Source organism: Pseudoduganella sp. HUAS MS19 (assembly GCF_053615455.1).
This window is the reverse complement of the sequence record NZ_CM132133.1, coordinates 6083155-6106850: the sequence shown is the minus strand read 5'-3', so window position 1 is coordinate 6106850 and position 23696 is coordinate 6083155. Positions and strand designations below refer to the sequence as shown.

The following is a 23696-nucleotide window of genomic DNA, read 5'->3' as shown; positions in this document are numbered from 1 at the left end:
GTATTTATTCGCGTATCGGCCAGCGTCGCAATGCATGGCATGAGCAAGCATTATGGGTTACTCTGCTGCGTGTTGCCACCCCCATATTTTGACCGAGATTGATATGTCCGTTACGCATCCGATGTACAACACGATTGCCCTGGTTGTCCGCCCGAATACCACCGGCATCGAAGAGCCGGTGCGCGATGTGCTGGACTTCCTGAAGCAAGGCGGTTACAGCGTGGTGCTGGAGGCTGACACGGCCGAACACCTCGCGATCGCGGATATCCCCTCGATGAGCGTACAGGGCATCGGCGAGCGGGCCGACGCCGTGGTGGTAATGGGCGGCGACGGCACCATGCTGGGCATCGCACGCCAGCTCGCCTCCTACGACACGCCGCTGATCGGCATCAACCAGGGCCGCCTCGGTTTCATGACCGACATCCGCCAGGAAGACATGCTGCCCGTGCTTGGCCGCATCCTCGGTGGCACGCACAAGGCCGAACGCCGCACCTTGCTCGAAGGCCGCGTCATGCGCGAAGGGAAGGCGATCTTCTTCGGCACCGCCGTCAACGACGTGGTGGTATCGCGCGGCGCCGGCGCCGGCATGGTGGAACTGAGCGTCGATGTCGACAACCAGTTCATGTACAACCAGCGTTCTGACGGCCTGATCATCTCCACCCCGACCGGCTCCACCGCTTACGCGCTGTCGGCAGGGGGCCCGCTGCTGCATCCGACCCTGGGCGGCATCGTGATGGTGCCGATTGCACCGCACGCGCTGTCGAACCGCCCGATCGTGCTGCCGGACTCCAGCGAGATCGTGATCGAGATCAAGCGCGGCAAGGACATCACCGTGAACTTTGACATGCAGACCTTCGCCAGCCTGGCAAACGGCGACCGGATTCATATCCGCCTGTCGCCCAACACCATCACCTTCCTGCACCCGGAAGGCTGGAGCTACTACAACACCCTGCGCGAAAAGCTGCACTGGAACGAATACCCCTCTACTGACGGCAAAATCTGATGCTTCGAACCCTGTCCATCCGCGATTTCGTTATTGTCGATTCGATTGAGCTTGAATTTTCCCCTGGCTTCACAGTCTTCACCGGCGAAACCGGTGCCGGTAAATCCATCCTGATTGATGCACTGACGCTGGCGCTGGGCGGCCGGGGCGACGGCAGTATGGTGCGCGAAGGCGCCGCCAAGGCCGACATCACCGCCGACTTCGCGCTGACCGAACAGGCGCAGGCTTGGCTGCAGGCCAACGAGTTTGCGGTAGAGGAGGGCGGGGCGCTGCTGCGGCGCGTGATCGATAACGCGGGTCGCTCGAAGGCCTTCATCAACGGCGTGGCCGCCACGGCGGGCCAGTTGCGGGAGCTGGGCGATATGCTGGTCGATATCCATGGCCAGCACGCGCACCAGTCGCTGCTGAAGACCGACTCGCAGCGCGAGCTGCTGGATAACCAGAGCGGCGCCAACGTACGCGAAGTGACTGCGGCATACCGCGCCTGGCGTGCCTTGTCTAAGCAACTGGAAGAATACGAAGCCAACGCGGCCAACCTGCAGTTCGAGCGCGAACGCCTGGAGTGGCAGGTGACGGAACTGGACAAGCTGGCGCCCAAGAAAGGCGAGTGGGCGGAAATCGGCAACGAGCATTCGCGCTTGTCGCACGCGGCCAGCCTGCTGGAAGGCGCGCAGGAGGCGCTTGGCGTTCTGTCGGAGGCAGAAGACCATCCGGTGCTGTCGCAGGTCACCACAATTGCGACGCGGCTCGGCAAGCTGGTGTCTGTCGATGCCGAACTGCAGCCTGTGATCGACCTGCTTGAGTCGGCACGCATCCAGTTGCAGGAATCCGTATATGCGCTGAATAATTACATGGACCGGGTAGAGCTCGACCCCGAACGCCTGCGCCAGGTCGACGCGCGCATGGAAGCGCTGCACTCCGCCTCGCGCAAATTCCGCGTGCTGGCCGATGAACTGCCGGACGAGCATGAGCGTCTGTCGGAAAAGCTCGCGCAGCTGGCCGATGCAGCGGACCTTGAGGGCTTGCGCAAGCAGGAAGAAAAGCTGAAGGCCACCTATCTCGCCTTGGCTGCGGAGCTGTCGGCAACGCGTACCGCCGCCGCGCAAGCGCTGGGCGCAGCCGTCACGCAAGGCATGCAGGAATTGAGCATGTCCGGTGGCCGCTTCGAGATCGCACTGCGACCGTGCGAGCCAACTGCCTACGGCGTGGAGCAAGTGGAATTTCTCGTGGCTGGCCACGCTGGCGTGGCGCCACGCCCGCTGGCCAAAGTCGCTTCCGGCGGCGAGTTGGCGCGTATCTCGCTGGCGATCTCTGTGATCACCTCGCACGCCACGACGGTGCCGACGCTGATCTTTGATGAAGTCGATAGCGGCATCGGCGGCGGTGTGGCGGAAGTCGTCGGCCGTTTGCTCAAGCGCCTGGGCCAGGAACGCCAGGTACTGTGCGTGACGCACTTGCCGCAGGTAGCCAGCCAGGGCAACCAGCACTTCCAGGTCGCGAAGGGAACTTCGGACAACGGCCGCACTGCCTCGCGCATCGAAGTGCTGGACCAGAAGGCCCGCATCGAAGAAGTGGCGCGCATGCTGGGCGGCCTGGAAATCACCGCCACCACGCGCAAGCACGCCCGCGAGCTCCTGGCTTCTTAAATGCGCCATGTCTTCTTATAGCTGCGTAATTCCGGTGGATTGGCGCCTGCTTTGGGAAGACGTTATCCCGGCATGGCTGTCGCTTCTCGCTGGTTCGATGACGCCGGCCGAGTTTTACGCGCGGTACTTGCCCGCGGGTGACATGTATGGGGATTTGTTCGACGATCGTTACGCTGCACCTGCCGAGTACTTATCCCTGTTCCCGGCACCACTTTGCCCGCCGTACTCTCGCGCCAAATTCCACGAATATCCCGAGTATTCGGGATATTGCGAGGCTCCGGATTCAAGCTCGTATATGCTTGAAGAAGCGATCAAGCAATCCGCGGCAGTTACTCTAATGGGCTACGACCCTTACGCTGGAGATTATTGCGCGAGTACTGACGCCCGCTTTATGGCGCGGCAGGTCGCAGGCACGAAGAACCAGTACACATTCCTCGAAACCGCATTCGAGGTGAACTGGTGCCAGGAGACCTCGCACTACAGTTATACGCGTCGGGAGAAAGGCACGTCCGCACAACTCCAGGAACTTTTTGAGTTGCTGTTTCTCTATCAGCGATTAATTCCTGGCGTTTGGTCGCCATCGGAGTCACCAATGTGGCCGGGATATGATGACCTCTCCTTCGCTGGTTACCTGTCTCCTGGTGAAGTGACGCGTCTGTGGGACGAATTGACGCGTTGGGAGAGCCGTGGCGTGGTCGAAGACGAGTTGTTTCCGTTGTTCTCCGATCGCGTCAAACGTGCTTCGGAATCCGGTTGCGGCCTGCTAACAATATACGCGGGCCTGTGAACCACCATCCTCCTCCTCTAGTCCTCGACTCCACTCGCGTGATCGCATATGACGATGCGTATGGCGGTTGGTTGGGTCCCGTCTTGGGGGGCAGACACTGCGGCATGAATGCTGGGTGGCCGGAACAGTTGCCTTTCGCATTGCGAGCTATCGGAGGATTCCGGGGGGTATCTCCTAATTCCGACTCCTTGGATTTTGCTCGCATAACCCACGCAAAGCTGCTCTTTGCTGCTCTTTCTTGCTCCTTTGCTGCTCTTTTTTGCTCTTTCGCTGCTCCTTTGTGCTCTTCTTCTGCTCTTTTTTGCTCTTTCACTGCGCTTTTTTGCTCCCAGGCGCGGGAGCAAAAAAGCGCAGCAAAGGAGCAAAAAAGCGCAGCAAAGGAGCACGAAGGAGCAGCTAAAGAGCAGCAAAGAGCGGCTTTGTGCACGATTGCGCAGCGTTGCGCAACAACGCGAAGAAGGAGCGAAAAATGGAACCTACCATCAGCATCCCGGTCACTTTCAAAGTATTCGAGGACCTTTGCAGGTTTCTTGACGGCTCGACCGTAAGCGAAGAAGTCGCGGTGGTGGCAAGCAAGGCGATCACCGCCTGGATTGAGCAGCAAAGTTTGCCGCCGCCGGAAGAGTCACCAGCCTTCCTGGGTGGATATCAGTGGAAGCATGTGTTCCTGCCAGAGGGGACCAAGCTGCGAGTTATCGTCAAGCGCAAGACATTCCATGCATTGGTGGTTGGCGACCATATCATTTTCAATGGTCACGCGACGTCGCCAGCATGCCTGGTCAATCAACTCGCTTCGACAAAACGCAATGCATGGAAACACATCTGGCTTTTACTGCCTGGCGCAACCCAATGGCAGCTGGCGCAGTCAATGCGCGAAGACCCGCTAGGGCCGAAGCCGCCGCAGCACAGGCGGCGCTGACCCTTGGGCCAGACCCTGGGGTACCGGTTTATAATGGCGCGCCCACGAATAACAAAAAGTGCCCAAGATGCCGTTCGCCAAAGAACCCGCCCTCCAGCCAGGCTCCGTTTCCAGAACCGCCGTGGTGCTGGTCAATCTCGGTACCCCTGACGAACCGACCCCCGGCGCCGTGCGCCGCTATCTGAAAGAATTCCTGTCCGACCCGCGCGTGGTCGAAATCCCGAAGGTGGTCTGGTGGTTCATCCTGAACGGCATCATCCTGCCTTTCCGTTCCAAGCAGTCGGCCGAGAAGTACGCCTCGATCTGGACCAGCGACGGCTCGCCGCTGAAATACCACACGCAAGCGCAGGCCAAGCTGCTGCGCGGCCTGCTCGGCGAACGCGGCCACAACGATGTCACGGTCGCCATGGCCATGCGTTACGGTTCCCCATCGCTGCCGGAAGTCCTCGGCAAGCTCAAGGCCGATGGCCACGACCGCATCCTGATCCTGCCGGCCTACCCGCAATACTCCGGTACCACCACCGCCTCGGTCAGCGACGCCGTGTTCGGCCACTATAAGAAGGTGCGCAATATTCCCGAATTGCGCTTCGTGCGCGACTACCATGACCACGACAGCTATATAGACGCACTGAAGAAGACCGTGCTGGCGCATTGGGAAACCAACGGCCGCGGCGAAAAGCTGGTCATGAGTTTCCACGGCGTGCCAAAACGCACGATCGATCTGGGCGACACCTACCAGCGCGAATGCATGGAAACCGCCCGCCTGCTGGCAGCCAAGCTGCGCCTGAACGAGAACGACTACCTGGTTACTTTCCAGTCCCGCTTCGGCAAGGCCGAGTGGCTGCAACCCTACACCGCGCCGACTGTGGCGCAATTGGCAAAAGGCGGGGTGCGCAAGCTGGATGTGATCTGCCCTGGCTTCACCAGCGACTGCCTGGAAACCCTGGAAGAAATCGCAATGGAAGTGCGCCAGGATTTCCTGTCCAACGGTGGCAAGGAGTTCAACTACATCCCCTGCCTGAACAGCCATCCGGCCTGGATCGCTGCCTTGACCGAGGTTGCCGAACAACACATGATCGGCTGGCCGACCATGTCGTCCATGCGCAAGCTGCGCCGGTAGCCAGTTGTTAGCACTTGCGGGTGGTGAGTGCTAACCTGCTAAAATAACTGGTTAGGGGAAGAGTTCGCTGAAGACGATCACCGCCGTGGCAAGGAAGCTCCACGCGATGATCGAAGCTGTAATAACCGGCAACTTCATGATGCGCTCCGAGGGAACGCGGCGTCCAGGCGCCGCATAGATTCATCTTAGTCAAAACCCCCGGTTTACGTATCTGCGAGCTTTGTAAAATTTGTAACTCTACAGTTACAACAACAGTCCCACCGGCGTGCGCCGGGCCTTTGCACCGGGGGGCAGAATACCCCTTGAAAAGAAAGGGGCAAGCCCCATTTCTTGCCCGTGCGTTAAGCAACAGATGTCAGATAAACACGATTTTGTAGGAGTCTTTTAGATGCAAGACCAGGAAAACCAGCCAAGCCAGAACCCGGAAGTGGAGCAGGCAGAAGAGCAAACGACTCCAGTTGAAGCCCCTGCGATGTCCGACCTGGAAGCGCAGCTGTCCGCGACCGAGGCGAAACTGGCCGAAATGCACGACGCATTCATGCGCGCCAAGGCGGAAGGCGAGAACATTCGCCGCCGTGCCCAGGAAGACGTTGCCAAAGCCCACAAATTTGCCGTTGAAAGCTTCGCCGAAGCCATGGTGCCGGTGAAAGACAGCCTGGAAATGGCGCTCAAAGTCGAGAACCCGACCCTGGAATCGCTGAAGGAAGGCGTCGAGATGACCCTGAAACAGCTCAATTCCGCCTTCGAGCGCAACCGCCTGATCGAAGTGATGCCGGCGGCCGGTGAGAAGCTGGACCCGAACAAGCATCAGGCCGTGGCCATGGTGCCTGCCGAGCAGGAAGCCAACACCGTTGTGGCCGTGCTGCAAAAGGGTTACATGATTGCGGACCGCCTGCTGCGTCCCGCCATCGTGACGGCTGCCCAGCCAAAGTAAGCACTTGAAAAGAAACACGAATTCCACATATAAGAAGTAATTAAACTTAGTACACAAGGAAGAACAAATCATGGGCAAAATCATCGGTATTGACCTGGGCACCACCAACTCCTGCGTCGCCATCATGGAAAATGGCACGCCGAAGGTCATCGAGAATGCAGAAGGCGCGCGTACCACCCCTTCGATCATCGCCTACCAAGACGACGGCGAAATCCTGGTTGGCGCACCTGCCAAGCGCCAGGCCGTCACCAACCCGAAAAACACCCTGTTCGCCGTCAAGCGCCTGATCGGCCGTAAGTTCCAGGAGAAGGAAGTCCAGAAGGACATCGCCCTGATGCCTTACGAAATCACCAAAGCCGACAACGGCGACGCGTGGATCGGCGTGCGCGACAAGAAGCTGGCTCCTCCGCAGATCTCGGCGGAAGTGCTGCGCAAGATGAAGAAGACCGCTGAAGACTACCTGGGCGAAGACGTGACCGAAGCGGTCATCACCGTGCCTGCCTACTTCAACGACTCGCAGCGCCAGGCGACCAAGGACGCCGGCCGTATCGCTGGCCTGGACGTCAAGCGTATCATCAACGAACCTACCGCAGCCGCACTGGCATTCGGCCTGGACAAGACCGACAAGGGCGACCGCAAGATCGCCGTGTACGACCTGGGCGGCGGCACCTTCGACATCTCGATCATCGAAATCGCGGACGTGGACGGCGAGAAGCAGTTCGAAGTGCTGTCGACCAACGGCGACACCTTCCTGGGCGGCGAAGACTTCGACCAGCGCGTGATCGACTACATCATCGAAGAATTCAAGAAGATCAACGGTCTGGACCTGAAAAAGGATCCGATCGCCCTGCAGCGTATCAAGGCATCGGCCGAGCGCGCGAAGATCGAACTGTCGTCCTCGCAGCAGACCGAAATCAACGAGCCTTACATCGCCATGGCGAACGGCGCGCCAGTCCACCTGAACCTGAAAATGACCCGCGCCAAGCTGGAGTCCCTGGTTGAGGAACTGATCACCGCCACCATCGAGCCTTGCCGCACCGCGATCAAGGACGCCGGCGTGAAAGTGTCCGACATCGACGACATCATCCTGGTCGGCGGCATGACCCGTATGCCTAAGGTGCAGGAAAAAGTGAAAGAGTTCTTCGGCAAGGATCCACGCAAGGACGTGAACCCTGACGAAGCCGTGGCCGTGGGCGCCGCGATTCAGGGCGCAGTGCTGTCGGGCGACCGCAAAGACCTGCTGCTGCTGGACGTGACCCCGCTGTCCCTGGGTATCGAAACCCTGGGCGGCGTGATGACCAAGATGATCCACAAGAACACCACGATTCCTACCAAGTTCTCGCAAGTGTTCTCGACCGCCGACGACAACCAGCCGGCTGTGACCATCAAGGTGTACCAGGGCGAGCGTGAAATCGCAGCGGGCAACAAGGGCCTGGGCGAATTCAACCTGGAAGGCATCCCGCCGGCAGCACGCGGCACCCCGCAGATCGAAGTGACCTTCGACATCGACGCCAACGGCATCCTGCACGTGGGCGCGAAAGACAAGGCCACCGGTAAGGAAAACAAGATCACCATCAAGGCGAACTCCGGCCTGTCCGAAGAGGAAATCCAGAAGATGGTGAAGGACGCGGAACTGAACGCGGAAGAAGACAAGAAGCTGAAGGAACTGGCCGAGTCGCGCAACCAGGCCGACGCCCTGGTGCACTCGACCAAGAAGTCCCTGACCGAATACGGCGACAAGCTGGAAGGCGGCGAGAAAGAAAAGATCGAAGCTGCGATCACCGACCTGGAAGGCGCTATCAAGAACGGCGACAAGGCCGCGATCGACGCCAAAGTGGCAGCGCTGTCCGAAGCCTCGCAGAAGCTGGGCGAGAAGATGTACGCCGACATGCAGGCGCAGCAAGGCGCGGCCGGCGCCGAAGCCGCCGGTGCGGCCGGCGCGGGTGCGGAGTCCAAGCCGGCCCAGGACGACGTGGTCGACGCCGACTTCAAGGAAGTCAAAGACAGCAAGTAAGCTTCAAATCCGGTCAATGATCTGACCTGCCGAGCGACGCATCCAGACGGGGCTCGCTCGGCTTTTTCGCATAAATTGGTACACCATGGCAAAGCGTGATTTTTACGAGATCCTCGGGGTCGCTAAGAACTCCTCCGAAGACGAAATCAAGAAGGCCTATCGCAAACTCGCGATGAAATACCATCCGGACCGCAATCCGGATAACAAAGAGGCCGAAGAGAAGTTCAAGGAGGTCAAAGAGGCCTACGAGATGCTGACCAACCCGGAGAAGCGCGAAGCGTACGACCGTTACGGTCACGCCGGCGTCGACCCGAATATGGGTGCGGGCGGCGGTGGCGGCTTCGGCGGCTTTGGCGACGCCTTTGGCGATATCTTCGGCGACATTTTCGGCGGTGGCCGCAGCCGCTCTTCCGGCCCGCAGGTGTATCGCGGCGCCGACCTGCGCTACAACCTGGAAATCACCCTGGAGCAGGCCGCCCACGGCTTCGACACCACCATCCGCGTGCCGAGCTGGGACAAGTGCGACACCTGCCACGGCTCCGGCGCCAAACCGGGCACCCAGCCGGTCACCTGCAACACTTGCGGCGGCCACGGCCAGGTCCGCATGCAGCAGGGCTTCTTCAGCATCCAGCAGACTTGCCCCAAGTGCCACGGCACCGGCAAGATCATTCCCGAGCCATGCCCATCGTGCTCCGGCGCGGGCCGCATCAAGCGCAACAAGACGTTGGAAGTGAAGATCCCGGTCGGCATCGACAACGGCATGCGCATCCGCTCCACCGGCAACGGCGAGCCGGGCACCAATGGCGGGCCGCCGGGCGACCTGTATGTGGAGATCCACATCAAGCCGCACCCGGTGTTCCAGCGCGAAGGCGACGACCTGCACTGCGAAATGCCGATCAGCTTCGCCAAGGCGGCGCTGGGCGGCGAAATCGAAGTGCCGACGCTGGATGGTAAAGTATCGTTCTCCGTGCCGGAAGGCACGCAGTCCGGCAAGACCTTCCGCCTCAAGGGCAAGGGCATCAAGGGCGTTCGCTCCGGCTATCCGGGCGACCTGTTCTGCCATGTCGCAGTCGAGACCCCGGTCAAACTGACCGACAAGCAGAAGGAATTGCTGCGCGAATTCGAGCGATCCACCACCGAAGGTGGTGCGAAGCATAGCCCACAGACCAAGTCCTTCATGGACAAGGTCAAAGACTTCTTCGAGTGAGTATATGAGCGACGACGTACTGAAGCACCTGCTGGATAACAACCGTAAATGGGCGGAGAAAAAGGTCACCCAAGACCCTGACTACTTCCGCGACCTGTCGATGGTGGCGCCGGAGTACCTGTGGATCGGCTGTTCCGATTCCCGCGTACCGGCAAACGAACTGCTTGGCCTGCCGCCTGGCAAAGTGTTCGTGCACCGCAATATCGCCAACGTGGTAGTCCATTCGGACCTGAATTCGCTGTCGGTGCTGCAGTTCGCCATCGAAGTGCTGAAGGTAAAGCACGTCATCATCGTCGGCCACTACGGCTGCAAGGGCGTGCACACCGCACTGACCGGCGGCCGCGTCGGCTTGGTCGACAACTGGCTGCGCCATGTGCAGGACGTCGCGCAAAAGCATGAGCGCTACCTCGGCGCCGCGCTGGCCGATGTCGGCAAGCAGAGCGAGCGCCTGTGCGAGCTGAATGTGGTGGAACAGGTGACCAACGTCTGCTCGACCACCATCGTGCAGGACGCATGGGACCGCGGGCAGGAACTGACCGTGCACGGTTTCGTGTACGGCTTGAAGGACGGCCTGCTGAACGACCTGGGGATGAATATCAGCTCCCCGGCCGACCTGCAGCCCTGTACTGACGCCCGCCTGGCGCAATACGCTTCCTGACCCCGGGGCCCGCACAACGCGGGCCTTTTTTCGATGCTTCCCCGTTTCGCCCTGTTGACGTGGCGGCAGCGCACGGAATCCGGCACCTGCTGGGCGGTCGCGCAAGACTTGTGACGGCCCAATGCGGTCGGTAATTGTCAAAATGCATGTACACTTGCATGCATGATCAAATTGCTATCCACTATCTGGGCGGCTCTGGCTGCCGGCAAGTCGCGGCAGGCCAGGCAGTTCAAGCCATGCCGGCATCTCACGGTGAAAGTGGGTGATGTGCTGTTGCAGCCTGCGGGTGATGGTTGGGCTGCTGCCAAAATTCTTGCAGTGGACGGCACTGCTGCGCATTACCTGACTTATGAACCCGGTGCAGACAAGCCAAACCTGGCATTCTTGGCGCAGACTGAGATCCGCTTGGCGCATGCGTTGAAGGATGCCGCCACGTTTGCGGACGGCTGGGAACTGGCCGGCAACCAGCCAGCCACTGCGCGCGAGCTGCAAGGCTTGAAGTATATGGACTTCGACCTCTATGTCCGTTTGACGGGTCAGGATGCCGGTACCATCATGCGCAGCGCCACCGAACACTTCGAACGCGCTGGGGTGCATGCCGCCGAAGGCCGCAGCATCGAAGCCATCAACGAATACGGCAAGGCGATCGAATTGTATCCAGCTTACAGCGACGCGCTGGACAAGCGTGCCTTCGCCTTCATGGAGCTGGGCCTGTATGAAAAGGCGCTGCGCGACCTGGACGAGTCGCTCTATCTCGGTCCGGAAAGCATGCAGGCCTTCTTCTGCAAGGGCGAATGCCTGATGAAGCTGGGCCATCTCGACGAGGCGGCAGCGCTTTTCACTGAAGGCCAGGAGCGCTTCCCGGAGCACGCCAGCCAGTTCAACGAATTTCTCAAGCGGACGCGCGCGTTTGCACTGACTGGCCGCCCAGCATAAGCTGGAAGTCCAGGAAATCGCGTGCCGTGCGGCGCGTCGCTTCCAGCATCGGCAGGTGGCCAATTCCCTCCATGACGACCAGCCTGGCGTTCGGCATCAAGGCCTTGGTAACTGGTGCGGCTTTCGGACTCAGGATGCGGTCCTCGCTGCCCCATACGATCAGTGCGGGCGTGTCGATCGGAGCGCTCAGTTGCGGCGATGCGACCAGCTCCTTCATGATTTCGCGATGGAGCTGGTAATCCGCGACCGCACGTTGCGCCAGGGCGTGCTTCAGGGAGTAGGGGAAGAAGGGCGGCTTCGCCATGCATGCCGCCATCAGCTGGTCGAAGTTTCGTGGCTCCGGCACCAGCAGCGGCATGCCGCCTCCTGCCAGGTATTGCTTGAAGGCCGGTGACTCGAGCGTTTCCTCGGTGCCACCCGGGGCCAGCAGCCACAGGCTCGCCACCTGCTCCGGATAACGCGTCGCATACTCGGCGGCGATGAAGCCGCCCATCGAGTTGCCTCCCATATGGCAGCGCTGTACGCCCAGCTCCGCCATAAAGGCGCGCAGGTTTTCGACCTGGGCCGCCATGTCGTGCTTGGCGGACCAATCGCGGCGCGCGTCGCCAAAGCCCGGCAAGTCGGGGATGATCACGCGGTAGCGCGGCGTGAGGAAGCGCGCGATGCGCGTGAAGTTGTCTTTGTCGCCGGCAAAGCCGTGCACCAGCAGCAGCACCTCCTGGCCCGCCCCGCCTTCCAGGTAGGGCAGGGAGGCGCGCCGCAGCGTGAGCCCGGAGCGCTTTCGCTCCAGCGCCAGCGCGGCGCGCGCCATCAGGCCTGGCAATAGCCGGTCTGCCGCTGCGAGCGCCAGTACGGCCCCGCCCAATGCGTACAGGAAGAACATTCATGCCTCCATATTGACTTGTAATTAATGCAAAATTATAGTCTGCCAAACCATCCTGGGGGCGGCAATGGATTACGACGTGGTCATCGTGGGCAGCGGCTTTGGCGGCATATGCAGCGCAATCAAGCTGAAGGAAGCGGGCATCGACAACTTCATCATGCTGGAAAAGGATGAGGTATTCGGCGGCACCTGGCGCGTCAACACCTATCCCGGGGCGGCCTGCGACATACCCAGCCACCTTTATTCATTCTCCTTCGCGCAGAACGCACGCTGGAGCCGGCTGTTCCCGCGCCAGGACGAATTGCTTGAGTACACCCGGCGCGTGGTGCGCGATTTCGGCCTGGAGCGCCACCTGCGCCTCGGCACGGCGCTGCAGTCGGCGCAATTCGACGAGACGGAAGGCTGCTGGCGCATTGCCACCAGCAAAGGCGAGCTGTCCGCGCGTACGGTGATCTTCGCAATCGGCCTGCTGGGCCGCCCCAGCGTGCCCCGTCTTCCCGGCGCCGAGCGCTTTCGCGGCCAGAGTTTCCACTCCGCGCAGTGGGACCACGGTATCGATTTGCGCGGCAAACGCGTGGCGGTGATCGGCAGCGGCGCCAGCGCAGTGCAATTCGTGCCGCAGATCCAGCCGCAGGTGCAGCAGCTCGACCATTACCAGCGCACCGCGCATTGGGTGCTGCCGCGCCCTGACCGTGCCGTGACCCGCGTCGAGCAATGGCTGCTGGACCGCGTGCGGCCCCTGCAACTGCTGTACCGCGCCAAGCACTATGTGCAATTCGAGTCGCGCGTGGTGCTGTTCATCTTCCTGCCGGCACTGGCCAGGATCATGCAATGGCAAGCCCTGCGCCACCTGAAGCGCCAGGTCGCCGACCCGCAACTGCGCGCCAAACTGGTGCCCGGCTACACGCTGGGCTGCAAGCGCGTGCTGCTCACCAATGACTACTATCCCGCGCTGTCGCAGCCCAACGTGGCGGTGCTGAAGGACGGCATCGGCGAGCTGCGCGAACACAGCATCGTCACCGGCAGCGGCGAGGAACGCCCGGTCGATGTCATCATCTACGCCACCGGTTTCGACGTCGAACATGCCTACGGTCCGATCGACCTGCGCGGCCGCGGCGGCTGCAGTTTCGCCCAGGCGCTGGAAGAAGGCGCCGGCGCCTACAAGGGCGCTACTATTGCCGGCTTCCCCAACTTCTTCATGATCACCGGCCCGAATACCCTGCTGGGCCACAACTCCATGATCTACATGATCGAGTCGGGGGTGCGCTATGCGGTGGATGGCGTGCGGCGCGTACTGCAAGAGGGCTTGCATTCGGTGGAAGTGCAAGCGTCGGCACAGGGGGCCTATAACCGCAAGCTGCAGGAAAAACTCAAAGGCACGGTCTGGCACACCGGCTGCAAGAGCTGGTACCTCGATGCGCGCGGGCGCAACCTTGTGATATGGCCGGGTTTCACCTTTCACTACCGCCACATCACGCGGCGTTTCGATATCGGCAGCTACATCGTGCGCCGCTCGGCCTGAGCCTTCGTACAATGGGCTGATGAAAGCCAGGCCGGACGAGCAACAGCCACACACGCTGGATGAGTGCCGCCGCTGCGATTTATGGCGCAATGCCACGCAGCCCGTCGGAGGGCAGGGCGCGCGCCGCGCCAAGCTGATGCTGGTCGGCGAGCAGCCGGGCGACAAGGAAGACCTGGCCGGCAAGCCCTTTGTCGGACCCGCCGGCGACTTGCTCGACGACGCGCTGGAGGCGGCCGGCATCGACCGTCGCCAGGTCTACATCACCAACGCGGTCAAGCACTTCAAATGGGAAGCGCGTGGCAAGCGCCGCATGCACAAGACGCCCGCGCAGAAGGAGGTGGCAGCCTGCCACTACTGGCTCGAAGCCGAACTGGAAAGCGTGGCGCCCGACGTCATCGTCGCCTTGGGCGCGACCGCGCTGAAATCCGTCCTGCAAAGCGGCAGCGTGGCGCTGAAGGACTATATGGGCCAGGCCGTCGAACGCGGCGGCCGCTGGATCATCGCCACCTACCACCCGGCCTACGCGCTGCGCGTTCCCAGTAGCGAAGCGCGCGCCGCCGCCCGCCAGGCCATCATTGACGCCCTGCTGGAAGCCAAGCGTCACCTCTGATACGTTGCCATTGCAGTTGCTGCTTGCTATTGTGGTGTTTTTGAACACACGTGAGTGACGTAAATGCCGGATGAAGTAGCGAATGTCTATGCCGCTCCGCAAGCGCATATTGAGGAGCGCACCGATGGGAACACGTCGGGCCTGGGCGATTTATACCCGGTGCCGCCGGAAATTCCCGGATGGTCGTGGGGCGCTTTTGCCCTGAACTGGATCTGGGCCGGCAGAAACCGGGTCTGGTTCGGGCTGATGGCGCTGATCCCCTACGTGGGTTTGATCATTGCCATTGTCCTTGGCGTGAAAGGACGCGAATGGGCCTGGCAAAAGAGGCGCTGGGACAGCATTGAACACTTCAACCGCGTGCAGCGCCGCTGGAGCATCTGGGGCGTTTGCCTGATGATCATCCCGGTCCTGGGCATCGTGGCGGCCGTGGCGATTCCGGCCTATTCGGATCGGGTTACGCACAAAGCCAACTTCATGGTCTATATGCACGCCAAGCGCGTGGCATCCCATGTCGGTGCGTTCATCGTCAAGAATCAGCGCCTGCCCGCAAGCGTGGCTGAAGCCGGCGTCACGGAGCCGCTTCCCGCTGGCGTGCGCAGCATTGAACTGAACCAGGAAACTGCGCAGCTCGAGATGACGCTGGACGGGCCGCCTGTCGCAGGGAAAGCGTTCTATCTGGCGCCAAGCGTCGACAAGGAGGGCTACGTCAACTGGCGCTGCCTGCATGGCGATGTCCCGGCCTCGCTGCTGCCGCAAGACTGCCGCTACAGTGCAGCCGATCCGTTCAGCATCAGGTAAGCATCCGGCTCAAAGGAATCGTCAATGCCGCCAGCAGGGTTTGCAGCGTGATCAGGGACGCCATCAGGCGCGCATCGCCGCCCAGCTGGCGTGCCATGATGTAGGCGTTGGGCGCTGTCGGCAATGCGCAGTAGAAACCTGCCGCCAGCGTTACCGGCTCGGATACGCCGAACATTGCGCACACGCGGTATGCGATGAAAGGCAGCACCAGCAGCTTGAGCACGCAAGTGAAGGCCAGCAGCGCCGGCCGTAAACCCTGCAGGGAAAATACCAGCCCGCTGCCGACGCTGATCAGGCCCAGCGCGAGCGCCGATTTGCCGATGATATCGAGGGTGTTCATCAGGGGCGCCGGCAAGGCCAGCCCGCCAAGGCTGAAGATCATTCCTGCCAGCGTTGCCAGGATGATGGGATTGGTTGCCAGGGTTTTCGCCACCGTGCCAAGGTTCGCCTTGCTGCCGCTCCACCACGACAGGGCCAGGATCGACACCACGTTCACCACCGGCAGGCACAGGGCCAGCGCCAGCATCACCAGCGCGGCTGTTTGCGGCTGGAAGAACAGGGCGGAAACCGCAATCCCGAAATAGCTGTTCGGCCGCATCGCCCCCTGCACGACGGAGGAGCGGCTTGGATCCGGCAGGCCGTGCCAGAACAACAGCACCAGCAGCGCGAGGCCGACCACGACAAGAGTCGGCAGCAGCGTCGCCAGCGCCAGTTCGCCCACCATCCGCCCATGGAAGTCGAGCCGCGCGATGCCGGTGAACAGCAAGGCCGGGAAGGCGATGAAATACGAGAACTTTTCTACCGAAGGGAAGAAATCGTCCGGCATCCAGCGGGACTGGCGGATTGCCACTCCCAGCATGATCAGCAGGAAGACCGGGATGATCGAGCCAAGCATCCTAGCGGGCAGCCAGTTGGCGGTCGTGCAGGCGGGACAGCGTCAGCAGGGCGGCAATGCCGCCGAGCAGCGCCGTGAACATGTCCGATTGCGTATCCCACGGGTCGCCCTGGGTGCCGAGGAATTCATCCGCGCCCTGCCCCAGCGCCACCGCCGCGCCCCATTCGATCAATTCATAAGCCGCGCTGATCGCCAGCACGATGGCAATCACCACAAAGGCCAGCATCTTGCCCGGCGCCAGGTAGCGACCGCGCAGCAGGATTTCCCGCGCCACCATGGCCGGTACGAAGCCCTGGGCGAAATGGCCGATCTTGTCGTACGGGTTGCGCGACAGATCTAACCAGTGCTGCAGGTCGAAGCCGAACGGCACCCGCGCATAAGTGTAGGCGCCGCCGATGACCAGGATGACGCAATGCGCGGCGATCAGTACATACAGCAGGTCGGTCAGGCGATAGCTGCGGTATGTCGCCGCCATCAGCGGCAAGGCGATCAGCGCCGGCGCCACTTCCATCCACCAGGTGGCGCGGTCATAGGGTGCAATGCCCGACCAGGCCAGGACGGCCAGCACGGCGGCGGCCAGCGCGAGGTGGGATCTGGAGATAGTCGTGTTCATGCGGTTCCTGTGCTTTGCGAAAAGCGCATATTAATATCAAAAACCATTCGTTTCCAACGCAATGCATGGCGCATAGACTGCTTGCATGAACTGGCAGCATTTCGACATCCGCATCCTCGATGCGCCCCTGGGTGCAGAAGTCATCGGCTACAACCTCGGGCAGGAACAGGACGACAACAACACTGTCCGCCTGCAATCGGCCCTGCGCGACCACCATCTGCTGGTCTTCCGCGGCCAGCGCGTCACGCCGCGCCTGCAGCGCGAAGCCGGCCATCGCCTGGCCGCGCAATCGCTGGCGCCGGCCGGCGAGGCGGCCCTGTTCGCAAACCTGCAGATGGCCTATGACACGCTGCCCCTGGGCTTGCGGCGCCTGGTCCACAATGCGCGCGTCGCGCAGGACGGGGCGGCGGGCGCGCTGCCGCTGGTGCGCCTGCATCCGGAGACGGGCCGCCGCGCCCTGCTGGTTGCCGATCCCGCGACCACGCGCGTGGTCGGCGCCAGCGCCGCCGAAAGCGAGGAATTGCTGCAGGAATTGCAGGCCCACGCCACCCGTCTCCAGCACCTGTACCGCCACCCCTGGATGCCGGATGACCTGTTGTTCTGGGATCAATACAGCCTGATGCCCATCCCCATGATGTAAAGCTGGCGCGGTTCTTGCAAGAAGGGAGGCATGAGCCGCCATCTACGCATCGTTTTGATTCATCCGCCGCACGAAAGTGAGGCACGCGCGCACGCCCTGCAATGCGGCCTGGCGGAGGCAGGATACGACCTGGTCGCCTCGCTGCCAGCCGATTTCCACCTGCCCGAGCACATCGCCCGCCTGCAGCCGGACATGATCATCGTCGACGCCGAATCGGATGCACGCGACGTGCTCGAACATATCGTCATTGTCACCCGCGACGAGCGTCGCCCCATCGTCATGTTCACCGAAGACGACAAGGCCGATTCCATGGAGGCGGCAATGGCGGCAGGGGTTTCCGCCTATGTGGTGGCGGGTTTGCAGCCCGAACGCATCAAGCCCGTGCTGGACGTGGCAATGGTACGCTTCAAGCGCGAGCAGAAGCTGCTGGACGAGCTGGAAGACACGCGCCTCAAGCTGGCCGAGCGCAAGCTGATCGACCGCGCCAAGGGTATCCTGATGGCGCGCCAGGGCCTGACCGAAGACCAGGCTTTCCAGAAGCTGCGAGGCATGGCCATGAACAAGAACCTGAAGCTGGCCGATCTGGCACAGCGCATCCTGGATGCGGAGGATTTGCTCGGCTGATGCACCGTTGTGGTGCGCCACCGGCAGGAGTGAAGTATGCAGATTGAAAAAGACATCGTCAGGATTGGCTTCAACCCGCTGACCGATTGCGCGTCGCTGGTGATGGCGTCCGTGCTTGGGCTGGACCGCAAGCATGGCATCCGTATCGTATTGAGCAAGGAAACCTCGTGGGCCGGCGTGCGCGACAAGTTGCTGACCGGCGAACTCGATGCCGCCCATGCGCTGTACGGGCTTGTCTATGCAACCCATCTGGGCGTGGGTTCGGCGCGGCGCGACATGGCAATCCTGATGAACTTGAATCGCAACGGCCAGGCCATCACCCTGTCGCGCCGCCTGGTGGAAGAGGGCGTGCGCGATGGCGCCGCGGTGGCCGCCCTGTCGCACGAGCGCGAGCTGCGCTGGGCTCAGACTTTCCCGACCGGCACCCACGCCATGTGGCTGTACTATTGGCTGGCGGCGCACGGCGTGCATCCGCTGCGCGAAGCGCGCGTGCTGACCGTGCCGCCGTCGCAAATGGCGAGCAACCTGGCGGCCGGCCATATGGACGGCTTCTGCGCCGGCGAACCATGGAACCACCGCGCCGTGATGGACGGCGTAGGCGTGACCATCGCCACCAGCCAGCAGATCTGGCCCGACCATCCGGAAAAGGTGCTGGCCACTACCGCCGATTTCGTACGCCGCCATCCCAACACTGCCCGCGCACTGATTGCCGCCGTGCTGGAGGCGAGCCGCTGGATCGACGCCAGTTCCGCCAACCGTATGGCGATGGCTGAGATCATCTCGGCGGTCCAATACGTCAACACCGGCAAGGACGTGATCTGGCAGCGCATCCTGGGACACTACGAAGACGGCATGGGCCGCAACTGGGAAGACGCCCACAGCATGCGCTTCCACCAGGAAGGCGCAGCCAACTTCCCTTACCTGTCGGACGGCATGTGGTTCATGACCCAGCAACGGCGCTGGGGCTTGCTCAAGGCCGCGCCCGACTACCTGGGCGTGGCGCTCAAGGTTCACCAGGTCGCCCTATATAAGGAAGCGGCTGAAATCACGGAGACGCCAATCCCCGCCGGCACCCTGCGTAGTTCGGTGTTCATGGACGGCACCACCTGGGATGGCAGGGACCCTGAGCGCTACGCCGGATCTTTCGACATTCACATGTAGCGAAGGAGTATCCATGCAGGAAGCGGCCAAACCCTTGTCAGGCGAAGTCTTCGGGGCACTGATCAACCTGTCCGGCCGCCGCCGCTTCACATCGCAAAGGCTGGTGCTATACGCCGTGCTGGCTGCGCAGGGGCAGGAAGGCGCGGCGGCCATTGCGCGCGAAGCGCTCCAGCTGTTCCGCGACGCCCACCAAATCCTGCTTTATGGCAGCGACACCCTGCCGGGAATTTTCTGCCCGCAGTTGGAACAGGCCTACCACGGCCGCGTCGACGGTGCGCGCCAGATCGCGGCCTTCATCGACCTGGCCCAGCGGGCGCTCGACAGCGGCAAGTCCGGCCCAGCGCTGGAGCAGTTGGTGGCCGCTGCGACGCCCGTGCTGGCAGTACTGAACCAGATCACCGCCATCTATGAAGAACAGTCCAAGCAGCACGCCGTCCTGATGAAGAAGCAATTGCGCAGCGTGATTACGGAAATCGAAACCATTGCCCGCCAGGCCAAGATGGTCACCTTCAACGCCCGCGTGGTGGCGGCCCGGGCCGGCCATGCGGGCCGTGAATTCGCCGTGGTGGCCGGCCTGCTGTCGAACATTACGACGGAAATCGACGACATGGTCAAGGCCGCGCTGCAGGCGGCCAACGCCTGAGTCACGCACGCCTATGCACCGTGGCGTGCTCTATTGCGGTGCACCATTGTTGGGCGCTTTGCACCGCCAGATGGCGAAAACCCGCATGCTCATGGCGCTGACCAGCGCTTTTCCCCTGCAAAGCAGCTGGCACAGCTCTTGCAACGCATAGGTCAAGGGTCGGTCTAACGGAGGATCGGCAAAACCGGACAACGGCGTCCGCGCAGCGCTGCCTTCGATGGCAGCGGCTGTGCGGACGCCTTTTTGTTTTCAGGGACAAAAACATGGCCAGCAAAGCGACCAGCATCAATCTGTTTTCTTTCTCAACGCCGCAGATGCGTGCCTTCCACCTCACCTGGATGGCCTTCTTCATCTGCTTCTTCGCGTGGTTCGCCTGCGCACCATTGATGCCCGTAATTAAAGGCGAATTCGGCCTGACCCCGGCGCAGATTGCCAACATCAATATCGCCGCGGTGGCGATCACCATCATCGTGCGCCTGGTTATCGGTCCGCTGTGCGACCGCTACGGCCCGCGCAAGGCGTATACCGGCCTGCTGCTGCTGGGCGCCATCCCGGTGCTGGGCGTGGCTGCGGCGCAGACCTATGAGAGCTTCCTGTTCTTCCGCCTCCTGATCGGCGCGGTCGGCGCCAGCTTCGTGATTACCCAGTACCACACCTCCGTCATGTTCGCGCCGAACGTGGTCGGCACCGCCAACGCTGCGGCTGCCGGCTGGGGCAATGCGGGCGGCGGCGTAGTGCAGTCGACCATGCCGATGATCATGGCCGCCATGATCATGCTGGGTGTCGGCGAAGCCATGGGCTGGCGCGCGGCCCTGGTGGTGCCGGGTGTGCTGATGCTGGTCATGGCCTTCGTCTACTACCGTTTTACCCAGGACTGCCCGGACGGCAACTACGCCGACCTGCGCGCCGCCGGCGTTGCACTGGAGGGCGGCAAGAAGGGCGGCTGGGAAAGCTTCAAGCTGGCCGCCCGCAACTACCGCGTGTGGATGCTGTTCGTCACCTACGGCGCCTGTTTCGGCGTGGAGATCTTCATTCACAATATTGCCGCCATCTACTATGTCGACACCTTCAAGCTGTCGCTGGCGCAGGCTGGCATGGCCGCCGGCAGCTTCGGCCTATTGGCGCTGTTTGCCCGTGCGCTGGGCGGCTGGCTGTCCGACAAGGCCGCGATCCGCGGCAGCCTGAATAGCCGCGTCACCCTGCTGTTCGCAATGATGCTGGGTGAGGGCATCGGCCTGCTGTTCTTCTCCAAGGCCGACAGCGTGCTGTTCGCCGTGATCTCGATGCTGGTGTTCGGCCTGTTCACCCACATGGCTTGCGGCGCAACGTATGCTCTGGTGCCTTTCGTCGACAAGCGCGCCCTGGGCGGCGTGGCAGGCATCATTGGCGCCGGCGGCAATGTGGGCGCTGTGGCAGCAGGCTTCCTGCTGAAGGGCGTCGGCAACACCCAGCAGACCCTGTGGATCCTCGGCGTACTGGTCGCCATCTCCGCCCTGTGCGCACTGGGCGCACGGTTCAGCGAAACCACCGTCAAAGAAAACGCAATTGCAGGAGCGGTAGCATGAAGATCGTCGTCATCGGCCACGGCATGGTTGGCCACCAGTTCCTGAAGTCCCTGCCAGCGGGCGGCGCCGACGTCACCATCCTGTGCGAAGAACCGCGCCCGGCGTACGACCGTGTGCACTTGTCCGAATTCTTCAGCGGCAAGAGTGCCGACGAACTGTCCCTGGTGGAGCCGGGCTTCTTCGACCGCGAAGATATGGTGCTCAAGCTGAACGGCCGCGCCGTTGCGATCGACCGTGCCCTGCGCACCGTCAGCACCAACGGCGGCGAAGTGCTGGCCTATGACAAGCTGGTGATCGCCACCGGCTCCTTCCCGTTCGTGCCGCAGATCGATGGCAAGGACCGCAAGGACTGCTTCGTTTACCGCACTATCGAAGACCTGGAAGCCATGCAGGAATGCGGCGCACGTTCGAAAACCGGCGTGGTGATCGGCGGCGGCCTGCTCGGCCTGGAATGCGCCAAGGCGCTGAAGGACATGGGCCTGGAAACCCACGTCGTCGAATTCGCGCCGCGCCTGATGGCGGTGCAGGTCGACGATGGCGGCGGCCGTGTGCTGCGCCGGAAGATCGAAGATCTGGGCGTGACGGTCCACACCGGCAAGAACACCACTGCCATCGTGGCAGGTGAAAGCGGCACCCACCGCATGCTGTTCTCCGACGGCACCTCGCTCGACACCGACATGATCGTGTTCTCCGCCGGCATCCGCCCGCGCGACTACCTGGCACGCGAATGCGGGCTGGAAGTCGGCCCACGCGGCGGCATCGCCATCAACAATCACTGCCAGACCAGCGACCCGGACGTCTACGCCATCGGCGAATGCGCGCTATGGAACGGCCAGGTCTTCGGCCTGGTGGCGCCGGGCTACGACATGGCCCGCGTAGCGGCGCGCCATATCGGCGGCGACACTACGGCTGAGTTCACGGGCGCCGACATGAGCACCAAGCTGAAGCTGATGGGCGTGGACGTGGCCAGCATCGGCGACCCGCACGCCAGGGCGGAAGGCGCGCGCAGCTATCAGTTCACCGACGAGCGCAAGCAGGTGTACAAGAAGATCGTGGTATCGGACTGCGGCAAATACCTGCTGGGCGGCGTGATGGTGGGCGATGCCGGTGAATATGGCACCCTGCTGCAGATGATGCTGAACAAGATCGAACTGCCGGAAGCACCGGAGTTCCTGATCCTGCCGCAATCGGATGGTGCTGCCAAGCCAGGCCTTGGCGTGGATGCCCTGCCCGCCGGGGCCCAGATCTGCTCCTGTAACGACGTATCGAAAGGCGCCATCTGCGACGCCGTCGCCGGCGGCGCCACCAGCATCGGCGCCATCAAGAAATGCTGCGGCGCCGGCACCTCCTGCGGCGGCTGCGTACCGCTGGTAACGCAGATCATGAAAGCGGAGATGAAGAAGCTGGGCATGGACGTGAACAACCACGTCTGCGAACACTTCCCGCATTCACGCCAGGAACTGTTCCACCTGATCCGCGTCGGCCAGATCAAAACTTTCGAAGACCTGGTCGCGCGCCATGGCAAGGGCCTGGGCTGCGACATCTGCAAGCCGCTGGCGGCGAGCATCTTTGCCACCTGCTGGAACGACTTCGTGCTGAAGAAGGAACACGCCAGCCTGCAGGATTCGAACGACTACTTTCTGGGCAATATCCAGAAGGACGGCACCTACTCGGTGGTGCCGCGCATGCCGGGCGGCGAGGTGACACCGGAAGGCCTGATCGCCGTCGGCCAGGTCGCCAGGAAGTACGGCCTGTACACCAAGATCACCGGCGGCCAGCGCGTCGACCTGTTTGGCGCGCGCGTCGAACAGCTGCCGCTGATCTGGGAAGAGCTGATCGCCGCCGGTTTCGAGACCGGTCACGCCTACGGCAAGTCGCTGCGCACCGTTAAATCCTGCGTCGGCTCCACCTGGTGCCGCTACGGCGTCGACGATTCCGTCGGCCTGGCGATCGAACTGGAAAACCGCTACAAAGGCCTGCGTACCCCGCACAAGATCAAGTTCGGCGTATCCGGCTGCACCCGCGAGTGCGCCGAAGCGCAGGGCAAGGATGTCGGCATCATCGCCACCGAAAAAGGCTGGAACCTGTACGTATGCGGCAACGGCGGCATGAAGCCGCGCCATGCGGAGCTGCTGGCTTCCGACCTGGACAAGGCTACCCTGGTGGCCTACATCGACCGCTTCCTGATGTTCTACAGCCGCACCGCGGACCGCCTGCAGCGCACCAGTACCTGGCGTGAAAACCTGGAAGGCGGTCTGGATTACCTGAAGGACGTGATCATCCAGGACAAGCTTGGCATCAACGCCGAGATGGAAGAAGACATGCAGCGGGTGGTCGATACCTACGCCTGCGAGTGGAAGGAAGCGGTGAACAATCCTGAAACGCGCGCCCGCTTCCGCCACTTCGTCAACAGCCCGGAAGCCGACAGCAATGTGGTCTTCATGGAAGAACGCGGCCAGATCCGCCCGGCTACCCTGGAAGAACGCAAGCGCATCCCAATCAAAGCCATCGCATAAGG

22 protein-coding genes are annotated in these 23696 nt (G+C 62.2%); 19 read left to right on the top strand and 3 right to left on the bottom strand.

The genetic code is table 11. From position 1 onward, the window contains the following. Positions 1–103 precede the first annotated feature (103 nt). The 10 genes from ACWBU6_RS28005 (at position 104) to ACWBU6_RS27960 (ending at position 11224) form a co-directional block, all read left to right on the top strand. A complete protein-coding gene (locus tag ACWBU6_RS28005; RefSeq protein ID WP_452646596.1) occupies positions 104–1003 on the top strand; it encodes an NAD kinase in 900 nt (299 codons plus the stop codon). Then, entirely contained in the window at positions 1003–2649 is a 1647-nt protein-coding gene (gene recN / locus ACWBU6_RS28000) for a DNA repair protein RecN (protein WP_452646595.1), read from the top strand. The genes ACWBU6_RS28005 and recN overlap by 1 nt, the downstream gene beginning before the upstream one ends. A 7-nt stretch (positions 2650–2656) precedes the next feature. Then, positions 2657–3436: a hypothetical protein gene (locus ACWBU6_RS27995; protein WP_452646594.1), complete on the top strand. Its 780-nt coding sequence runs from the start codon at positions 2657–2659 to the stop codon at positions 3434–3436. Between the two features lie 469 nt (positions 3437–3905). Continuing rightward, positions 3906–4355, top strand: a complete 450-nt coding sequence (locus ACWBU6_RS27990; RefSeq protein ID WP_452646593.1) for a hypothetical protein — start codon at positions 3906–3908, stop codon at positions 4353–4355. A gap of 67 nt (positions 4356–4422) precedes the next feature. After that, the gene (gene hemH / locus ACWBU6_RS27985) at positions 4423–5475 is read left to right on the top strand and encodes a ferrochelatase (protein ID WP_452646592.1); all 1053 of its coding nucleotides are present in this window, start codon (positions 4423–4425) and stop codon (positions 5473–5475) included. A gap of 388 nt (positions 5476–5863) precedes the next feature. Next, complete coding sequence (grpE, locus tag ACWBU6_RS27980; protein WP_452646591.1) at positions 5864–6409, top strand: nucleotide exchange factor GrpE; 546 nt, start codon at positions 5864–5866, stop codon at positions 6407–6409. A gap of 70 nt (positions 6410–6479) precedes the next feature. Then, positions 6480–8423 (top strand): molecular chaperone DnaK, encoded by a 1944-nt coding sequence (dnaK, locus tag ACWBU6_RS27975; protein WP_452646590.1) that lies wholly within the window; start codon positions 6480–6482, stop codon positions 8421–8423. An 85-nt stretch (positions 8424–8508) separates the two neighbouring features. Continuing rightward, complete coding sequence (dnaJ, locus tag ACWBU6_RS27970; protein ID WP_452646589.1) at positions 8509–9630, top strand: molecular chaperone DnaJ; 1122 nt, start codon at positions 8509–8511, stop codon at positions 9628–9630. Between the two features lie 4 nt (positions 9631–9634). Continuing rightward, positions 9635–10288, top strand: coding sequence for a carbonic anhydrase (locus ACWBU6_RS27965; protein WP_452646588.1), 654 nt, complete (start codon positions 9635–9637; stop codon positions 10286–10288). A 162-nt stretch (positions 10289–10450) separates the two neighbouring features. Then, positions 10451–11224, top strand: a complete 774-nt coding sequence (locus tag ACWBU6_RS27960; protein WP_452646587.1) for a tetratricopeptide repeat protein — start codon at positions 10451–10453, stop codon at positions 11222–11224. Here the strand turns inward: ACWBU6_RS27960 and ACWBU6_RS27955 are convergent. After that, positions 11181–12107, bottom strand: coding sequence for an alpha/beta fold hydrolase (locus tag ACWBU6_RS27955; RefSeq protein WP_452646586.1), 927 nt, complete (start codon positions 12105–12107; stop codon positions 11181–11183). The genes ACWBU6_RS27960 and ACWBU6_RS27955 overlap by 44 nt on opposite strands. Before the next feature lie 67 nt (positions 12108–12174). Between ACWBU6_RS27955 and ACWBU6_RS27950 the strand changes: the two genes are divergently transcribed. The 3 genes from ACWBU6_RS27950 (at position 12175) to ACWBU6_RS27940 (ending at position 15037) form a co-directional block, all read left to right on the top strand. After that, complete coding sequence (locus tag ACWBU6_RS27950; protein WP_452646585.1) at positions 12175–13629, top strand: flavin-containing monooxygenase; 1455 nt, start codon at positions 12175–12177, stop codon at positions 13627–13629. Between the two features lie 19 nt (positions 13630–13648). After that, a complete protein-coding gene (locus ACWBU6_RS27945; RefSeq protein WP_452646584.1) occupies positions 13649–14239 on the top strand; it encodes a UdgX family uracil-DNA binding protein in 591 nt (196 codons plus the stop codon). A 63-nt stretch (positions 14240–14302) separates the two neighbouring features. Beyond that, the gene (locus ACWBU6_RS27940) at positions 14303–15037 is read left to right on the top strand and encodes a pilin (RefSeq protein WP_452646583.1); all 735 of its coding nucleotides are present in this window, start codon (positions 14303–14305) and stop codon (positions 15035–15037) included. Here the strand turns inward: ACWBU6_RS27940 and ACWBU6_RS27935 are convergent. Both ACWBU6_RS27935 and ACWBU6_RS27930 read right to left on the bottom strand, forming a co-directional pair. Continuing rightward, positions 15030–15932, bottom strand: coding sequence for an AEC family transporter (locus ACWBU6_RS27935; RefSeq protein WP_452646582.1), 903 nt, complete (start codon positions 15930–15932; stop codon positions 15030–15032). The two genes, ACWBU6_RS27940 and ACWBU6_RS27935, sit on opposite strands and share 8 nt — an antisense overlap. A gap of 1 nt (position 15933) precedes the next feature. Next, on the bottom strand, positions 15934–16545 hold the full coding sequence (locus ACWBU6_RS27930; RefSeq protein ID WP_452646581.1) for a DUF2238 domain-containing protein: 612 nt from the start codon (positions 16543–16545) through the stop codon (positions 15934–15936). A gap of 85 nt (positions 16546–16630) precedes the next feature. Between ACWBU6_RS27930 and ACWBU6_RS27925 the strand changes: the two genes are divergently transcribed. The 6 genes from ACWBU6_RS27925 to nirB all read left to right on the top strand — a co-directional run bounded on the left by ACWBU6_RS27925 (position 16631) and on the right by nirB (position 23694). Next, positions 16631–17185 carry a TauD/TfdA dioxygenase family protein gene (locus ACWBU6_RS27925; RefSeq protein WP_452646580.1) on the top strand — a complete coding sequence of 185 codons (555 nt, stop codon included), beginning with the start codon at positions 16631–16633 and terminating at the stop codon, positions 17183–17185. Between the two features lie 30 nt (positions 17186–17215). Then, on the top strand, positions 17216–17809 hold the full coding sequence (locus ACWBU6_RS27920) for an ANTAR domain-containing response regulator (protein ID WP_452646579.1): 594 nt from the start codon (positions 17216–17218) through the stop codon (positions 17807–17809). 36 nt (positions 17810–17845) lie between these two features. After that, entirely contained in the window at positions 17846–18970 is a 1125-nt protein-coding gene (locus ACWBU6_RS27915) for a CmpA/NrtA family ABC transporter substrate-binding protein (protein WP_452646578.1), read from the top strand. 13 nt (positions 18971–18983) lie between these two features. After that, positions 18984–19613, top strand: coding sequence for a methyl-accepting chemotaxis protein (locus ACWBU6_RS27910; RefSeq protein WP_452646577.1), 630 nt, complete (start codon positions 18984–18986; stop codon positions 19611–19613). A 263-nt stretch (positions 19614–19876) separates the two neighbouring features. After that, a complete protein-coding gene (locus ACWBU6_RS27905; RefSeq protein WP_452646576.1) occupies positions 19877–21178 on the top strand; it encodes an MFS transporter in 1302 nt (433 codons plus the stop codon). Continuing rightward, a complete protein-coding gene (gene nirB / locus ACWBU6_RS27900) occupies positions 21175–23694 on the top strand; it encodes a nitrite reductase large subunit NirB (RefSeq protein WP_452646575.1) in 2520 nt (839 codons plus the stop codon). The genes ACWBU6_RS27905 and nirB overlap by 4 nt, the downstream gene beginning before the upstream one ends. Positions 23695–23696 lie beyond the last annotated feature (2 nt).

Bases quoted from the DNA above. Each gene is read 5' to 3' on its own strand.
- ACWBU6_RS28005 (WP_452646596.1), top strand. From the start codon at position 104: ATGTCCGTTACGCATCCGATGTACAACACGATTGCCCTGGTTGTCCGC.
- recN (WP_452646595.1), top strand. From the start codon at position 1,003: ATGCTTCGAACCCTGTCCATCCGCGATTTCGTTATTGTCGATTCGATT.
- ACWBU6_RS27995 (WP_452646594.1), top strand. From the start codon at position 2,657: ATGTCTTCTTATAGCTGCGTAATTCCGGTGGATTGGCGCCTGCTTTGG.
- ACWBU6_RS27990 (WP_452646593.1), top strand. From the start codon at position 3,906: ATGGAACCTACCATCAGCATCCCGGTCACTTTCAAAGTATTCGAGGAC.
- hemH (WP_452646592.1), top strand. From the start codon at position 4,423: ATGCCGTTCGCCAAAGAACCCGCCCTCCAGCCAGGCTCCGTTTCCAGA.
- grpE (WP_452646591.1), top strand. From the start codon at position 5,864: ATGCAAGACCAGGAAAACCAGCCAAGCCAGAACCCGGAAGTGGAGCAG.
- dnaK (WP_452646590.1), top strand. From the start codon at position 6,480: ATGGGCAAAATCATCGGTATTGACCTGGGCACCACCAACTCCTGCGTC.
- dnaJ (WP_452646589.1), top strand. From the start codon at position 8,509: ATGGCAAAGCGTGATTTTTACGAGATCCTCGGGGTCGCTAAGAACTCC.
- ACWBU6_RS27965 (WP_452646588.1), top strand. From the start codon at position 9,635: ATGAGCGACGACGTACTGAAGCACCTGCTGGATAACAACCGTAAATGG.
- ACWBU6_RS27960 (WP_452646587.1), top strand. From the start codon at position 10,451: ATGATCAAATTGCTATCCACTATCTGGGCGGCTCTGGCTGCCGGCAAG.
- ACWBU6_RS27955 (WP_452646586.1), bottom strand. From the start codon at position 12,107: ATGTTCTTCCTGTACGCATTGGGCGGGGCCGTACTGGCGCTCGCAGCG.
- ACWBU6_RS27950 (WP_452646585.1), top strand. From the start codon at position 12,175: ATGGATTACGACGTGGTCATCGTGGGCAGCGGCTTTGGCGGCATATGC.
- ACWBU6_RS27945 (WP_452646584.1), top strand. From the start codon at position 13,649: ATGAAAGCCAGGCCGGACGAGCAACAGCCACACACGCTGGATGAGTGC.
- ACWBU6_RS27940 (WP_452646583.1), top strand. From the start codon at position 14,303: ATGCCGGATGAAGTAGCGAATGTCTATGCCGCTCCGCAAGCGCATATT.
- ACWBU6_RS27935 (WP_452646582.1), bottom strand. From the start codon at position 15,932: ATGCTTGGCTCGATCATCCCGGTCTTCCTGCTGATCATGCTGGGAGTG.
- ACWBU6_RS27930 (WP_452646581.1), bottom strand. From the start codon at position 16,545: ATGAACACGACTATCTCCAGATCCCACCTCGCGCTGGCCGCCGCCGTG.
- ACWBU6_RS27925 (WP_452646580.1), top strand. From the start codon at position 16,631: ATGAACTGGCAGCATTTCGACATCCGCATCCTCGATGCGCCCCTGGGT.
- ACWBU6_RS27920 (WP_452646579.1), top strand. From the start codon at position 17,216: ATGAGCCGCCATCTACGCATCGTTTTGATTCATCCGCCGCACGAAAGT.
- ACWBU6_RS27915 (WP_452646578.1), top strand. From the start codon at position 17,846: ATGCAGATTGAAAAAGACATCGTCAGGATTGGCTTCAACCCGCTGACC.
- ACWBU6_RS27910 (WP_452646577.1), top strand. From the start codon at position 18,984: ATGCAGGAAGCGGCCAAACCCTTGTCAGGCGAAGTCTTCGGGGCACTG.
- ACWBU6_RS27905 (WP_452646576.1), top strand. From the start codon at position 19,877: ATGGCCAGCAAAGCGACCAGCATCAATCTGTTTTCTTTCTCAACGCCG.
- nirB (WP_452646575.1), top strand. From the start codon at position 21,175: ATGAAGATCGTCGTCATCGGCCACGGCATGGTTGGCCACCAGTTCCTG.